The organism is Actinoplanes nipponensis, assembly GCF_016862275.1.
Classification (GTDB): Bacteria; Actinomycetota; Actinomycetes; order Mycobacteriales; family Micromonosporaceae; genus Actinoplanes; species Actinoplanes nipponensis.
In genome coordinates this window covers 40,629-55,737 of sequence record NZ_BOMQ01000098.1, presented here as the reverse complement: position 1 = coordinate 55,737, position 15,109 = coordinate 40,629, and the positions used below count along the sequence as shown (strand labels likewise).

At 75.2% G+C, this 15,109-nt stretch carries 14 protein-coding genes; 6 read left to right on the top strand and 8 right to left on the bottom strand.

The window, feature by feature from the left end; genetic code table 11:
* Positions 1–47 precede the first annotated feature (47 nt).
* Positions 48–275, top strand: a complete 228-nt coding sequence (locus tag Ani05nite_RS39060) for an MbtH family protein (RefSeq protein ID WP_203776934.1) — start codon at positions 48–50, stop codon at positions 273–275.
* An 81-nt stretch (positions 276–356) separates the two neighbouring features.
* Complete coding sequence (locus Ani05nite_RS39055; protein WP_203776932.1) at positions 357–1,172, top strand: alpha/beta hydrolase; 816 nt, start codon at positions 357–359, stop codon at positions 1,170–1,172.
* Between the two features lie 85 nt (positions 1,173–1,257).
* On the opposite strand, the gene Ani05nite_RS39050 is transcribed toward Ani05nite_RS39055, so the two are convergent.
* Entirely contained in the window at positions 1,258–3,528 is a 2,271-nt protein-coding gene (locus Ani05nite_RS39050; protein ID WP_203776930.1) for an MMPL family transporter, read from the bottom strand.
* A gap of 327 nt (positions 3,529–3,855) precedes the next feature.
* Between Ani05nite_RS39050 and Ani05nite_RS39045 the strand changes: the two genes are divergently transcribed.
* Positions 3,856–4,875 (top strand): ornithine cyclodeaminase family protein, encoded by a 1,020-nt coding sequence (locus Ani05nite_RS39045; RefSeq protein WP_203776928.1) that lies wholly within the window; start codon positions 3,856–3,858, stop codon positions 4,873–4,875.
* A gap of 16 nt (positions 4,876–4,891) precedes the next feature.
* On the opposite strand, the gene Ani05nite_RS39040 is transcribed toward Ani05nite_RS39045, so the two are convergent.
* The 4 genes from Ani05nite_RS39040 to Ani05nite_RS39025 form a co-directional block, all read right to left on the bottom strand.
* Positions 4,892–5,536, bottom strand: a complete 645-nt coding sequence (locus Ani05nite_RS39040; protein ID WP_203776926.1) for a response regulator transcription factor — start codon at positions 5,534–5,536, stop codon at positions 4,892–4,894.
* A complete protein-coding gene (locus Ani05nite_RS39035) occupies positions 5,527–6,741 on the bottom strand; it encodes a sensor histidine kinase (protein ID WP_239131077.1) in 1,215 nt (404 codons plus the stop codon). The genes Ani05nite_RS39040 and Ani05nite_RS39035 overlap by 10 nt, the downstream gene beginning before the upstream one ends.
* Before the next feature lie 122 nt (positions 6,742–6,863).
* Positions 6,864–7,385, bottom strand: a complete 522-nt coding sequence (locus Ani05nite_RS39030) for a CGNR zinc finger domain-containing protein (RefSeq protein ID WP_239131076.1) — start codon at positions 7,383–7,385, stop codon at positions 6,864–6,866.
* Between the two features lie 110 nt (positions 7,386–7,495).
* A complete protein-coding gene (locus Ani05nite_RS39025) occupies positions 7,496–8,317 on the bottom strand; it encodes an MBL fold metallo-hydrolase (protein ID WP_203776922.1) in 822 nt (273 codons plus the stop codon).
* Between the two features lie 206 nt (positions 8,318–8,523).
* On the opposite strand from Ani05nite_RS39025, the gene Ani05nite_RS39020 reads away from it, so the two are divergent.
* Complete coding sequence (locus Ani05nite_RS39020; protein WP_203776920.1) at positions 8,524–11,094, top strand: glucosidase family protein; 2,571 nt, start codon at positions 8,524–8,526, stop codon at positions 11,092–11,094.
* Between the two features lie 8 nt (positions 11,095–11,102).
* Here Ani05nite_RS39020 and Ani05nite_RS39015 read toward each other — a convergent pair whose 3' ends face one another.
* Both Ani05nite_RS39015 and Ani05nite_RS39010 read right to left on the bottom strand, forming a co-directional pair.
* Entirely contained in the window at positions 11,103–11,762 is a 660-nt protein-coding gene (locus Ani05nite_RS39015) for a hypothetical protein (RefSeq protein WP_203776918.1), read from the bottom strand.
* A gap of 19 nt (positions 11,763–11,781) precedes the next feature.
* Positions 11,782–12,867 carry an MIP/aquaporin family protein gene (locus Ani05nite_RS39010; protein WP_203776916.1) on the bottom strand — a complete coding sequence of 362 codons (1,086 nt, stop codon included), beginning with the start codon at positions 12,865–12,867 and terminating at the stop codon, positions 11,782–11,784.
* 211 nt (positions 12,868–13,078) lie between these two features.
* Here Ani05nite_RS39010 and Ani05nite_RS39005 point away from each other — a divergent pair, with 211 nt between their 5' ends.
* Together Ani05nite_RS39005 and Ani05nite_RS39000 are read left to right on the top strand one after the other, a co-directional pair.
* Positions 13,079–13,291: a hypothetical protein gene (locus Ani05nite_RS39005; RefSeq protein ID WP_203776914.1), complete on the top strand. Its 213-nt coding sequence runs from the start codon at positions 13,079–13,081 to the stop codon at positions 13,289–13,291.
* A gap of 34 nt (positions 13,292–13,325) precedes the next feature.
* Positions 13,326–14,348: an Acg family FMN-binding oxidoreductase gene (locus Ani05nite_RS39000; RefSeq protein ID WP_203776912.1), complete on the top strand. Its 1,023-nt coding sequence runs from the start codon at positions 13,326–13,328 to the stop codon at positions 14,346–14,348.
* A 9-nt stretch (positions 14,349–14,357) separates the two neighbouring features.
* Here the strand turns inward: Ani05nite_RS39000 and Ani05nite_RS38995 are convergent, their stop codons facing one another.
* A complete protein-coding gene (locus tag Ani05nite_RS38995) occupies positions 14,358–15,107 on the bottom strand; it encodes a YwiC-like family protein (RefSeq protein WP_203776910.1) in 750 nt (249 codons plus the stop codon).
* Positions 15,108–15,109 lie beyond the last annotated feature (2 nt).

Below are 15,109 nucleotides of genomic sequence, written 5' to 3'. Positions count from 1 at the left end.
GTGACCCGGCGGCACCGGACCGGCCGGGCTATCCCAAGGAGCCACCGATGAGCACGAATCCGTTCGAGGACCCCGAGGGGACCTATCTCGTCCTGGTCAACGACGAGGGCCAGCACTCGCTGTGGCCGGCGTTCGTCGAGGTGCCGGCCGGCTGGACCACGGTCCTGCCGGAGGGCCCGCGGGACGCCGCCCTGGAGTACATCGACAGCACCTGGACGGACATGCGGCCCAAGAGCCTGATCGCCGCGATGGACGGCGCCGGCCCGGCCGCCTGACCGCCACGGCGTCATCCGGCCCGCTCACCGTCGCGGTGGGCGGGCCGTCTCGTTCCGCACGATCCGCAGGGGAGGGGCGGCATGCCCGTCGTACCGGTCAACGGCATCCAGTTGCATTACGAGGAGTACGGCGCGGGCGACCCGGTCGTGCTGATCCAGGGCACCGGCGGCGGCCACCAGGTGTGGCGGCTGCACCAGGTCCCGGCGCTCACCGCGGCCGGACACCGGGTGATCGTCTTCGACAACCGCGGCATCCCGCCCACCTCGGTGTGCGCCGGCGGCTTCACCGTCGACGACCTGGTCGGCGACGTCGCCGGGCTGATCGAGCACGTCGGCGCCGGCCCGTGCCACGTCGTCGGCACCTCGATGGGCGCCTTCGTCGCCCAGGAGCTCGCCCTGCGCCGCCCGGAGCTGGTGCGCCGGGCCGTGTTCATGGCCACCCGGGGACGCACCGACCGGCTGCGCGCCGAGCTGACCCGGGCCGAGATCGAGCTGCACGACGCGGGCATCACCCTGCCGCCGCGCTACGCCGCCGTGGTGCGGGCGCTCAAGTCGCTGTCCCCGCGCACCCTCGACGACGAGCGCCAGGTCGCCGACTGGCTCGAGCTCTTCGAGTTCTCGCCGGCCGCGGGGCCGGGCCAGCGGGCGCAGATGGAGATCTCCCGGCTGAGCGACCGGCGGCCGGCCTATGCCGGCATCACCGTGCCGTGCCAGGTGATCGCCTTCGCGGACGACCTGATCACGCCGCCGCACCTGGGCCGGGAGGTCGCCGGCGCGATCGCCGGGGCCCGGTTCGAGCTGATCACGGGGTGCGGTCACTACGGCTACCTCGAGGATCCGGAGACGGTCAACAAGTGCATCGTGGACTTCCTCGCCGCCGGGGACCGGCCCGGCTGAGTCGCGGCGGCGGGCGGGGAGATGGGGAGGGAGGACGCCGGCCGGGGGAACCGGCGTCCTCCCTCCCGGTTCACGGGCGGCCCGGTCAGGTGCCGTCCGGGCGCCGGTGCTGCGGGCCCGAGCCGTACGCCGGGTACTGCGCGGTCACGGCGTGGGCGTAGTCGTGCTCCGGCGGCGCCTGCTGCGCGGCCGGCTGGGCGGGCGCCGGCTCCCCGCCGACCGGCCCGCGGACCTCGATCCGGCCGGGCCACCAGTTCGCGTCGCCGAGCACGGCCATCAGCGCGGGCAGCACGTAGGTGCGGATCACCAGCGCGTCGATCAGGATCGCGGTGGCCAGGCCGACGCCGAGCTGCTTGAACTCGATCAGGCTCAGCGTGCCGAAGATCGAGAACACCCCGACCATCACGATGGCGGCGCTGGTGACCACGCCGGCCGAGCGGGTGATGCCCTCCTCGACCGCCGCCCGCATCGGCAGGCCCTGCTGCGCCGCCTCCCGGATCCGGCTGACCACGAACACGTGGTAGTCCATGGACAGTCCGAACAGGACAACGAACAGGAACAGCGGCAGCCAGTTGACCAGGGCGCCGGACGAGCTGAAGTCCAGCACGTCCTCGGCCCAGGTGTGCTGGAAGACGGCCACCAGCACGCCGAACGCCGCCGCCGCCGAGAGCAGGTTGAGGAAGACGGCCGACAGCGCGATGGCCACCGAGCGGAACATCAACGCCATCATGCCCATGGTCAGCAGCAACACGAAGCCGACCACCCAGGGGAGCCGCTCCTGCAGGTGGTTGGTGAAGTCGTCGCTCTGGGCCACCTTGCCGCCGACCGCGTACTCGACGCCGGCGATCCCGCCGACGGCCTCCGGCAGCCAGTCGCGCAGGGCGTCCAGGGAGTCGTGGGCGCCGTCGGACTTGGCCGGGTACGGCGTGCCCACGGTGACCGTGTGCACGGTCTTGTCGGCGGACTCGCGTACCGTCGGTTGCTGGTCGCGGGCGAACAGCGGATCGGTCCCGGTCCGGGCGATCAGGCCCCGCAGCGCGGTGGTGACGGCGCCCGCCTGCTCGGCCGGGGCCCGTACGACCACCTCGTGCGTGGTGCCCTCGCTGGGGAAGTGGGTGGTCAGCCGGTCCATGGCCCTGACCACCGCGATGTCGCGGGAGAGGTCCTCGCTGCCGGACTGCTTGAGCTTCATGTCCAGCGCGGGCACGGCCACGGCCAGCAGCGCGCCGACCGACACGACCAGCGTGAGCACCGGGTGGGCCAGGGCGGGGCGCAGCAGCCGCGGCCACACCCGGGAACGCCCGGAGCGCATCGTCAGCCGCCACAGCAGCGGCACCTTGGGCCGGTCGACCCAGCGGCCCAGCTTCGCCAGCAGCGCCGGCAGGACCGTCAGCGACGCCAGCATGGCCACGGCCACCACCACGATCGAGCCGGTGGCCAGCGAGCTGAACGTCGCCTCGCGGGCCAGGTAGAGCCCGGCCATGGCCACGATCACGGTGATGCCGGACATGACGACGGTGTGCCCGGAGGTCAGCGCGGCGACCTCGATCGCGTCCAGCCGGTCGCGGCCCTTGGCCCGCTCCTCGCGTTCGCGTTTGATGTAGAACAGCGAGTAGTCGACGCCGACCGCCATGCCCATCAGCAGGATGACGTTGGTGACCGTGCTGGTCGCCGGCACGAAGTGCGAGACCAGGGCGGAGAGGCCGATCGCGGCGCCCACCGAGGACAGCGCCAGCACCACGGGGATGCCGGCCGCGATCACCGCGCCGAAGACGACCAGCAGGATCAGCATGGTCATCGGCAGGCTGAGGAACTCGGCGCGCTCGAAGTCCTCGCCCAGCGTCTCGGTCAGGCCCTTCGCGGTCGAACCGGTGCCGACCTGCTCGACCCGGAAGCCCGGGTGCGCCTGCTGGGCGGCCGCGCTCTGGTCCAGCAGCGGCTGCACGTGGGCGTCGGCCGTCTCGGTGTCGCCGGTCATCGTGACCGGGACCAGCACCGCCTCGCCGTCCGGGGCGGGGATCGCGGCGCCGACCTCGGCCACCTCGGGCAGGGCCCGCATCCGCGCGATGACGTCCTGGGCCACCGCGGTGGCCGCGGCCGCGTCGAGCCGGCCGCCGCTCTCGGCGGTGATCAGCACGCTCTCCTCGGGGGCCTCCGGGAAGTCGCCCGAGGCGGCCAGCCGGGTCGCCGTGCCGGACTCGCGGACCCCGGAGTCGGCGTCGCTGATCTTGTTGGTGCCGGCCGCGCCGCCCAGCAGGTAACACACGACGACGAAGGCCGTCCACAGGACGATCGCAGACCACGGATGGGTCGCACTCCAGCGCGCGATCCGTACCGTTGCCGGGTTTTTCCTCACGTCGTTTCCTCTCGCGCTCACGGGTTGTCTCCGGACCCCGATGACGCTAGTGATCCACGGCCGCGCCACCTACAAGACGAACCCCCGAAAACACCGCGGCGGACCGCAGTAGGAAACTGCGAGAAACCACAGTGTCCGGACCGCCCGGCCGGCGTTGGTAACTTCCTGCAACTTGCTCGCCGCGGGGACCGTCGTCGACATTCCTCCGGTAGCGTCTCGGCTATCGCAGCGGCCCACTGATTGCGGCCCCCGGCCGCCGGTCGGCGCCGCCCCTATTCGTGCCCGGGCCACGTGCCGCGCCCGCCCCCTGCGCTGGAGGAGAACGCCATGGATACGCTGCTGCTGACGCGGCAACACGTTGCCAAACTCGTCGAGACGAATGGTCGCGACCATTTCATGGATCTGCTGATCCGCAATCTGCGGACGGCATTCAGCGCCGACGCCAAAGGCCACACCCCGCCGCGCGGCGGATTCCTGCGCGGCGCCGGCGACACCGGGGTCATCGAATGGATGCCGCACCACCGGGCCGGCGAATCCATGACGATGAAGATGGTCGCCTACACGCCGTCGAACCCGGCGCGGCTCAACCTGCCGACCATCATCGGCACCCTGACCCGCTACGACGACGTCACCGGCCACCTGCAGGCGGTCAGCGACGGCGTGCTGCTGACGGCGTTCCGGACCGGCGCCGCCTCGGCGGTCGCCAGCTCCCTGCTGGCCCGGCCCGGCTCCCGCACCCTCGGCCTGGTCGGCGCCGGCGCCCAGGCGGTCACCCAGGCGCACGCGCTGAGCCGGGTCTTCCCGCTCGAACGCATCCTGGTCGCCGACGCCGACCCGGCCCACGCCCGGTCCTACCCGGACCGGGTCGACTTCCTCGGGCTCGACGTCCGCGTGGCCGGCGTCGAGGAGATCGAGCGTGAGTCCGACATCATCTGCACGGCGACCACCGTCGGCGTCGGCGCCGGCCCGGTGCTGCCGGGCGCCGGGTTGCGGCCCGACGTGCACATCAACGCGGTCGGCGCGGACCTGGTCGGCAAGTTCGAGCTGCCGCTGGCGGTGCTGCGCGGCGCGACGGTGGTGCCGGACCACTTCGCCCAGGCGCGGGCCGAGGGCGAGTGCCAGCAGCTCACCGACGAGGAGGTGGGCCCCGACCTGATGACGCTCTGCGCCCGGCCCCAGGACGCGGTGCCGCTGCGCACCCGGCGCACCGTCTTCGACTCGACCGGTTTCGCCCTGGAGGACCACGTCGCCTTCAGCACGCTCATCGAGCTGGCCGCCGAGGCCGGCGTCGGCGACCGGGTCAGCCTCGAACACCTGCCCGAGGACGCGCTCAACCCGTACAGCTAGGGCGGGCGCGGCCGGCTCAGGAGCCGAGGTACTGCAGGACGGCCAGGACCCGCCGGCTGTATCCGGTCGTGCGGGTCAGGTCCAGCTTCTCGAAGATCATGTTGACGTTCTTCTCCACCGCGCTCTGCGAGATGTGCAGCTTCAGCGCGATGGCCGCGTTGGTGTGCCCCTGCGCCATCTGGTCCAGCACCTCGCGCTCGCGGGTGGTGAGCTTGCTGAGCGGGTCCACATGGGTGGTGCGGGCCAGCAGTTGGCGTACGACCTCGGGGTCGATGGCGGCCCCGCCGTTGTGCACCCGGTCGAGCGAGTCGAGGAACTCCTCCACCCGCGACACCCGGTCCTTGAGCAGATAGCCGACGCCGGCGGTGTCGGAGGCCAGCAGCTGGGTGGCGTAGTTCTTCTCCACGTGCTGGGACAGCACCAGGACGCCCAGGTCCGGCCAGCGGCGGCGGATCTCCAGGGCCGCGCGCAGCCCCTCGTCGGTGTGCGTCGGCGGCATCCGGATGTCCACCACGATGAGATCGGGCCGGCGCTGCTCCACCTCGCGGATCAGCGCCTCGCCGTCGCCGACCGCGGCGAGCACCTCGTGGCCCTCCTCGGTGAGCAGCCGGATCAGCCCCTCGCGCAGCAGGATCGAGTCTTCGGCCAGGATTACTCGCAAGGGATCTCCACACTGATCTCGGTCGGTCCGCCGGGCGGGCTGCTCACGGACATCTCGCCGTCCAGGGCGGCGACGCGCAGGCCGAGGCCGGACAGGCCGCTGCCCGCCGGGTCGGCGCCGCCGCCGCCGTCGTCGCTGATGCTGACGTGCACGCGGTGCGGGCCGCGCCTTATCGCCACCACTATCGCGGTGGCGCCGGAATGCTTGACCGCGTTGGTCACCGCCTCCGAGACCACGAAGTAGGTGGCGATCTCCACCGGGCGCGGCAGCGGGGCGGGCAGGTCGATGCCGATCCGCACCGGGATGCCGGACCGTTCGGCCACACCGGCCAGCGCCTCCGGCAGGCCGAGGTTGTCCAGCGCCGACGGGTACGCCCGCCAGGCCACCTCGCGCAGCTCGACCAGCACCTCCTCGGACTCGCGATGGGCCTGCTCGAGCAGCCGCCCGGCCTCGGCCGGGTCGCGGTGCCGGCGGGCCCGGCCCAGCAGCATGGCCAGCGCGACCAGCCGCTGCTGGACGCCGTCGTGCAGGTCGCGTTCGATGCGCCGGCGCTCGGTGTCGACCGCCCGCACGATGCCGGCCCGGCTCGCGGACAGCTCGGCGATCCGCCGCTTGAGCATCTCGCGTTCCGACGGGCCGAAGTAGCGCCGGGCCAGCCGGCCGTCGAGCACGGCCAGCGAGATGATGCCCTGCAGGTCCAGGAAGAGCAGCACGCTGCCGAGGATCACCTGGGCCAGCAGGTCGCCCGGGCCGACCGAGCCGCGGATCACCCCGCCGGTGAGCAGCACCACCAGGATCACGCCGAAGCCGAGCAGCCCGACCACGATCGCCGACAGCAGGCCGGCGGCCAGCCGGGCGGTCAGGTAGGGCAGGGCCTTCTGCTCGTCGCGAACGGCCGGGAAGACGTCGCCGAAGAACCGGGACCGGCGGCGCAGTTCCAGCCCGGTCAGCCACCGCACGCCGGCGAGAAACCGCCCGACGGCGGCCGGACGGGTGCGCGGCCAGAGCATGGCCGGGCCGAGCACAATGCCGCCGGCCACGAAGTAGCCGGCCTCCAGCAGCGCGGTGAGGATGCCGGCCAGAAATCCGAGAGCCCGGTTGGTGAAGGAGGCCTCCGGCCTATTCGGAACGGCGTTTCCGGCGAACGGCGGACCGGTCGCGGAATAGCCTGACGGAACGGGGACGTTGCTCGGGTCGCCGGGCACGATCGGCCATTTTACCGGTCCGCTCGGCGGCCGGGCAAGCGCGCCCGGCGGCCCCGGCGGGATCGGCCGTGGCAGCTTCCTGCCGAATCGATCGGATCCGCCGTGGGGGCGACCGGACAATGTCAGGAATTCGCTTCCGCGTCGTCGTCGCGCTTACGCGACCGGTACGCCGCGGCGGCGACCCGGTTGCCGCAGGCGACGCTGCAGAATCGGCGCGAACGATTGCGCGACAGATCGACGACGATGCCGCCGCAGGTCCGGTCGGCGCAGATCGACAGCCGGCCCAGCTCGCCGGCGCGGATCAGGTCGGCCACCGCCATGGCGGTCGCCACCGCGATCCGGCCGGTCAGCGGCGCCCGCGCGTCGACCGCGTGCAGGTGGTAGTCCCACCCGTCGTGCCGCACCAGCTGGAGCCGCACGGAGTGCTCGGTGAAGATCCGGTTGACCAGCCGCGCCGCCTCCTCCCGGCCGCCGGTGAGCAGCTCGCGCAGGGGCCGGCGCAACCGGCGGACGCCCGCCAGCTCGGCCGCGGGACGGACGCGGGGCCCGGCGTACGGGTGCGCGGCCAGGAAGGCGTCCAGGTCGTCCGGTGTGGTCAGTGAGTCCGGCGCCTCCGCCGAGTTCACCAGCGCCACGGCTGCCACGAGAGCTCCGGCCGTGTCATGAGCGAGCACCACGCCGTCAGCTTAGTCCCGGCCGGTTTGCTGCGCGGGGGTCGCCGGTGACGGCCGCCCGACCCGGCTGCGGGCCGCTCTCAGCCGCCCGCGGCCCGCTCGGCGAGGCGCCGGACCTGTCCCTCGTGCACCTCGCTCACCCACTCCCAGCCGGGCTCGGCCGACGGGCCGACCCGCGGGTCGCCGGGGTCCCGCCCCGCGCGCAGGGCGAGCACGTACGCCCGGTCCCGCTCGATCCGGGCGCGCAGCTCCGCGGCCCCGCCGACCGACCCGTGCCCGGGGACGAGGACCTCGACGTCGCCCGCCACGTCCTCCAGCAGCCGCAGCGCCGCCAGGTAGTCCTCGATCGGGTCGGCCGCCCCGGCCAGGTCCAGCATCGGCGTCAGGACGTCGGAGAGCATGTCGCCGGCGACGAGCACCCCGCGGTCCTCGATCACCAGCGCGGCATGGCCCGGGGCGTGCGCCCGGTGCTCGATGATCCGGACCGGCGGGCCGTCCCACGGCACCCGCGCGGTTCCGGCGGGCACGCCGGTGATGTCGCCCAGCAGCTCCAGCGGCACCTGGTCGGCGATGTCGGCCGGCATCATCGTGGCGACGCGGGCCCGCGCCCCCGGGTCCGACAGCCGGTCCCGGGCGGTGTCCGCGCAGCGGGCCGTGCCGTACCGCGGCGCCGTCCCGAGCCGGGCGTGCCAGAGCAGGTGATCCCAGTGCGGATGCGTCGAGAAGCCGGCCACCACGGTCTGGCCCAGCTCGCCGAGGTCGGTCGCCAGGCAGCCCAGCTCGGCCCCGGTCACCCCGGCGTCGATGAGCAACACGCCGGCCCGGCCCCGGACGACCACGGCGTTGCTCCGGCAGAACCCGCTCCGGTGGACCAGCACATCCTCCGCGACCTGCCTCAGCACGCGTCACGCCGGCTGGTGAAGCAATCCATCGTGTCCCCGTCCCTCGTCCGTGCGTTCCGCACCGACCCTAGTGAGCTTGGCCCTTCCGCGCTCCCGTACCCGCCGGTCGACGGGGCGCGGATCAGGCGCTCCCGGCGACTTGCGTTCATGAATGACCGGCGGCACGGTGGGGTCAGCGATCAGCGTCGATCCGCAGGGAGGCCCGCATGCGCCGTGTCCGAGGCAGCATCCACCCGCGACTTGCCCTGGCCCCCCTGGTCGCCGTTCTGACGGCGCTCGGTGTCGCCGGCCCCCCGGCACCCGCGGCGGCCGCCGCGGGCGCGCCGGCCGTTCGCGCGGCGCAGCGGGCCGCGTCCCCCGGCGTGCTGTCCGAGCAGCGCCGCCTGGCCGACCGGCGGTTCGTGGCCACCGGCGACCGCGCCTACGAGGTGGGCGCCGAGGACGGGAGCTACCCGGCGACCGGCTGGCACATCCGCGGCGAGATGGGCGGCTTCTGGAGCCCCCCGATCAAGCTGCTGGACGGCCTGTGGTTCGCCGTCGACGGGCAGTGGCTGAGCGCGACCCGGTTCATCAGCGGCCCCGGGTTCGTGCGGACCGAGCTGGCCGGGCCGGGCGGGACGCGGATCGGGCGTACCGACGTCATGCCGGACGGCGCCCGGGCCGCGCTGGTCGGACTGACCCTCGGCGGGCCCGCGCGGCGGGTCACGCTGGACGTGGACGCGCACTCGGAGCTGCTGTCGGCGTACCCGTGGGGCTGGACCACCCCCAGCCAGGAGACGGTCAACCTGCCCGACACCGGCGGCTTCGACGGGCGCAACCTGGTCTTCCGGGAGACGGCCACCGGCGCGCGGCCGCACGAGTACGCCGCCGTGGTCGGCAGCGCCCTCACCCCGGACGGCCACGCGCTCGGCCCCGGCCACCGCGGCCCGCAGGAGCCCGCCGTGGTGTGCCCGGTGGCCGACCCGGCGCCGCCCCGCTGCGACGACGGCCCGTACGGCCGGGGCGCCGGCGGCCGGCTCACCTACACGCTGGACGTGCCGCGCACCGGGCGGACCGTCTGGTTCGCGGTGGCCGGCTCGGACCAGGGTGTCGCGGCGGCCACGGGCGAGTCGCGGCGCGTCCTGCGCTCCCCGGCCCGCGCCGTGGCCCGCAAGCTGGCCGCCCGCGCCGAGGTCGCCGCGCGGACCCGGGTCGACCTGCCCGGCGACCCCCTGCTGGAGCGCAGCGTGGCATGGTCCAAGCAGAACCTGGCCGACTCCGTGCAGGAGGCGCACGGCCTGAAGGTGTTCGCCAGCCGCGAGGGCACGCAGTTCCCGCCGCCGGCCGGCACGGTGGACGTCGCCCGCTGGGTGGGCGCCGGCTGGCCGGACTACCCGTGGATCTTCGCCACCGACGCCGAGTACACCGCGTTCGCCTCGGTGGCGGCCGGGCAGTTCGAGCCGATCAAGGCGCACCTGCGGACCCTGCGCGCGATCAGTGAGATCGTCAACGGCGGGTCGGGCAAGGTGGTGCACGAGGTCACCCCGGACGGTCAGGTCTACTTCGGCGCCAACGACGACCCCGGCAACACCGACGAGAGCGCCAAGTTCCCCAGCACGGTGGCGCTGATCTGGCGGTGGACCGGCGACGACGCGTTCCGCGACGAGATGTACGACTTCGCGGTGCGGGCCATGCGCCACGTGACCGGGCTCGACGCCGACGCCGACGGCTGGCCCGAGGGACTGGGCAACGTGGAGCGGGCCGGGATGGGCGCGGAGAAGCTCGACGTGGCCGTCTACACCATCCGCGGACTGCGGGACCTGGCCGAGCTGGCCGCGTCCCGCGGCGACCGCGCGATCGCCGGGTGGGCGAACGCCCAGGCCGAGCGGCGCGAGCGGGCCTTCGAGCGGACCTGGTGGTACGGCGGTGACGCGGCCGCGTACGCCGACTCGCTGAGCGACCCCGGCGACGGCAAGGTGTTCCAGCGGCACTGGACCGGCCTCACCCCGATGGAGGCGGAGCTGCCGGGCGGCCCGCTCGCCGCCCCGGCCCACGCGCGGGCCGGGCTGGCGCAGCGGGAACGCGACTGCTACACCGGCGAGTTCGGGCTCTTCCACACCGGCAGCGGCCCGACCAGCGCCCCGGCCGGCAACCCCGGCCCGTCCTGCGACAGCGTGGTGTCCACCGTGCCGGCCGAGCGGGCCACCTTCTCGCTGAACACCGCGGTGATGGCCGTCGCCGAGGGCAACTACGGCCGGCTCGGGCCGCAGCGCCGCTACACCACCGGCAACGCCCGCATCCAGCTCGACCCGGCGGTCTGGGAGATGCCCGGCGCGATGCCCGAGGTGGCGCCGTCGCCGGACTTCGTCGCCAACATCGAGCGGGACTTCCTCAGCCGCTCCAGCGTGCTGCAGGCCTGGGGCGCCTACGGGGTGCTCTGGCCGGTGGTGCGCCAGCAGCTCGGCGTCGACCCGGACCTGGGCCGCGGCCGGCTGTCGGTGGTGCCCGCGCTGCCGCCCGGCCGGCAGCGCATCGCCGGGCACGACATCCGGCTCGGCCGGGGCTCGCTCGACGTGACCGCGACCCGTTCCGGGCGCACCCTGACCGTCTCGGTCCGGGCGGCGCTGCGGGCCGGCCTCATGCTGGGCGCGGTGCTGCCGGCGGGCGCGACCGTGGCCGCGGTACGCCTGGACGGCCGTCCCGTGGCCTCCCGGCAGCGGACCACCGCCCGCGGCAGCGAGGTGCTGGTGGCGGCGGGATCGGGCGGACGGCACACGCTGGCGGTGGTCCTGGGCTGACCCACCGCTCAGCCGGGCTCGTTGGTCTGGTCGGCCGTCGACGGGCGCGCCGCCCGCCACTGCCCGGCGTCCAGCGGGCGGGCCCGTTGCGCCAGCCGGTGCAGGGCGGCCACCGTCCCGCCGCCCGGGGACGACCCGCTGTAGCCGACGTACGCCACCACGCCGGGCGCCGGCTCCCAGGCGAGCGCGGCGTTGCCGCCCAACGCCATCGACACCACGGCGGGCCGGCCGCCGACCAGCCCACCGACGGCGCCCGGCGTCGCGTACAGCCGGTCCTCGAACCCGCCGCCGCGGGCCACGCCGGTGAAGGTGAGGCCGCCGCCGAGCGTGGCCTGCTCGCCCAGGTCGGCGCTGCCGTACCGGATCTCGTGGATGGCCGGTGGCCGGTAGGGCCCGCGGCTGACGACCGCGTAGCCCGCCGGCGGACGCACCGCCGGCCGCCCGCGGGAGGCGGTGGTGCGGGCCGCGATCGCGATCAGCGCGCGCTCCGGCAGGTCGCCGCGGACGCGGGCGTACGCCCCGGCGAGCGGCCAGGTCACCGTGTCCGGCCCCGCCCGGCCGGGCGTCCCGCCGACGTCGAGGGTGCGGGCCGTCGCGGGCGGCGCCGGGACGGGGAAGGTGACCACGGCGCCGTGCCGGCCCAGGCTCCCGTCGCGGCGGCGGACCACGACGGTCCACGGCCCGCGCTCAGCCGTGAGGTCGCGGCGGTCGAGGGCGGAACCGGGGCGGGCGGCGCAGGCGATGATCAGAGCGGCCGGGGCGGCGGTGGCGGTCGGGCCCGGGCCCGGCCGGCAGGACGGGGTGGCGGTCGTCGGCGCCCGGCTCGCCACCACGGGCGCGGCCGGTCCGCGACCCCGGACCAGGGTGGCCGTCGTCCCGGCCGCGACGGCCGCCAGCACCACGATCCCGGCCCCGAGCAGGCGCCGGGACGGCCGCCAGGGCGGCTTGTCCCGCCCGAAGGTGACGACGTCGGTCACCGGCCCAGTATGCCGGTCCGGCGGCCCGGATCAGGCGGTCGTCGGCGGCGCGGGTGTGACCCGGCGCGGGCCGGGCCCGGAGCAGGCGCGCCACCCCGCCGGCGAGCACCCCGCCGGCGACCGGCGCGATCAGGTAGACGGCGAGCAGGTGGGCCTCGCCGGAGAACAGGGCGGGACCCAGCTGCCGCGCCGGGTTGGCCGAGCCTCCGGTCAGCGACCCCAGGACCGCGCCCTGCAGCCCGAACAGGCCACCCACCAGCCAGGCCAGCGGCCAGGCCGGCCGGCGGGCCGGGGCCCAGCACATCAGCGCCACGATGACGGCCAGGGTGGCCGCCTCGGCGACCGCGACCGACGGCCCGGTCCAGCCGGCCCCGGGCTGCACGACCGCCCACCGGACGCCGGGCCCGGACACCGCCGGTCCCCAGAGGAGCCCGGTGAGCGCGGCGGCGGCGATCGACCCGCCGCTCTGGGCCACCAGGTAGGGCAGCACCCGCCGGGCCGGGACACTTCCGGAGGCGAACAGGCCCAGGGTGATCGCCGGGTTCATGTGCGCGCCGCTGAAGCGCCCCGGCGGCGAGACCGCGAACCCGACGATGACCAGGCCGACCAGCGCCGACACGAGCACCACCCGGACGCGCAGGTCGGCGACCGGGCCGTCCGGGGCCATCGTGCCGATGCCCCAGCGGACGAGCCCGAACACGGTGGCCATGAACGCCGTGGTCAGACCGAACTCGGTGACGGCGCAGCGGACGTCGGCGGCGCGCGGCCGCAGCGACCCGGGCGGTACGAGATCCATGATCGCGAGCCTCGCGCAGAGATCAACTGACCGGCAGGGCCCATGGTCCCGTTCCCGCGGGCAGGTCCGCGGCGCGGGCCGCGCGAGCCGGTCACCGCGCCGGGCCGCCCGCCCTGCCCGCGCGGGCCGTCGGGCCCGTCCGCCCGGCGGCCCGCCGGGCCAGACTGGGTGGTGGGGAACGCGATCAGCGTTCCGACCTGAGGAGCCGGGCATGCGTCCTGAGCTGAAGTGCGTCGTCGACCCGTCGCGCCCCTGCGGGGCCTGCCTCGCGCCGGGCCCCCGGCAATGCCCCTATCCCTACCTGCTCGATCCCGACGAGTTCGCCGCTCTGGTGGCCGCGGCCCGCGTCGTCGCCGCGCGGGAGGCGGCCCGCGGCGACGGGACGTCCGGCCCTGCTGCGCGGGCGGGCTCGCCGGGAGCATGAGAGCTGACCGGACCTGGCCGAAGGGGAGCAGATCATGACCGTCGCCGCGCCGTCCCGGACCGTGCTGATGGACGCCGTTCGCACGGCCGTGCTGGCGCCGTCCCTGCACAACAGCCAGCCCTGGCGGTTCCGGGTGGGGCGCGGCCGGGTCGACGTCCACGCCGACCAGAGCCGGCGACTGGCCGTGCTCGACCCGTCCGGCCGGGAAATGATGATCAGCGTCGGGGCGGCGGTCTTCACGCTGCGCGTGGCGCTCCGGCGTCACGGCTTCGTGCCGGGTCTGGAGCTGTTCCCCGACGCCGGCGAACCCGACCTGGTGGCCCGGCTGACGGCGGCCCGCTTCGCCGTGCCCACGCCGGCCGCCGAGCTGCTCGCCGAGGCGATCCCGCACCGGCACACCAACCGGTGGCCGTTCGGCCCGCGGCCGGTGCCCGCGGCGGCGCTCGGCGAGCTGGCCGATGCCGCGCGCCGGGAGGGGGCGTTCCTGAGCGTGGCCGGGCCGGACACCACCAGCGCCGTCCTGGAGCTGGCCCGCACGGCCGACCTCGAGCTGCGGGGCCGGCCCGGCTACCGCGCCGAACTGGGCCGCTGGACGGCCGGCGGGGCCAAGCGCCGCGACGGCGTGCCGGTGCGGGCGATGGGCCCCACCGACCGCCTCCGGACGCTGCCCGTCCGGCACTTCGCCGAGGCGCTGGCCTTCCCGCTGCCGTCCGCGCCGTTCGAATCCGATCCGGCCATCCTGGTCCTGGCCACCGCGGGCGACACGGTCTTCGACCACCTGCGGGCGGGGCAGGCGCTGCAACGCGTGCTGCTGACGGCCACCTCGCTCGGCCTCGCCACCGGCCTGATCAGCCAGCCGGCGGAGCTGGCGGCCACCCGGGCGCGGCTGGCCGACGCGGTCTCCTCGGCCTGGCCGCAGATCGTCCTGCGGGTGGGCGACGGGCGGCCGGTGCGGTCCACCCCGCGGCGGCCGCTGGAGGAGACGCTGCTGCCGTCCGGCGGCCCGGCGGCCGCGCCCGCCGCCCGGGCCGGCCGCTCCCGCTGGTCCCCGCGCTGAGCGGACCCGTCACAGCGTCACGGCCGTGGCCAGCACCAGGGCGGAGGCGGCGATCTCGATGAGGCCGACCTGCTTGGGCGCCAGCCCGTGCCGGGGCAGGACGGCGGCGCGGGCCAGCAGCAGGGCGAACACGACCGCGACGACGGGACCGAGGTACGCCGCCACCCCGGTGGCCACCGCGTGGAAGAGCACCGAGGCCCGGTAGTAGGCCGGGTTCTCCCGCTCCCGGATCATGGTCTTGACGTACAGCACCGTGCCGGTGAAGTACAGCAGGACCGTGACGAACGCCGGGACGACCGCACCGACGCCGACGCCGGCGACGGTCGCCGCGACGAGGACCATCAGGCAGCTCTGGGCGACCGAGGCGGCGTCGTTGAGCAGCGCCCGCTCCCGGCGTCGCCGCGCGTAGCCGATGTTCACCCCCAGCAGCAGCGCGTAGGCCGGGGCGTAGGCCAGCACCTGCGGCCGGACGAGGACCACGAGCAGGCCGAGCCCGGCGGTGACCGGGCCGTACAGCAGCAGCTGCGGCCGGAAGCGGGCCACCCGGCGGGTCTTGACCGCCTGCAGCGCGTAGTAGGAGAACAGGTAGCCGGCCAGCCAGGCGCCGAACAGCGGCAGGTGGGCCCAGTGGAATCCGGCGGCCAGCACCCCGGCCAGCCAGGGCACCACGAGCATCGCCCAGGCGCCGTGCTGCGGCGGGATGAACTGCCGGGCCCCCTTGCGCCGGCGGGCCGGGGAGCGGGTGCTGCTGGTCGTCATCG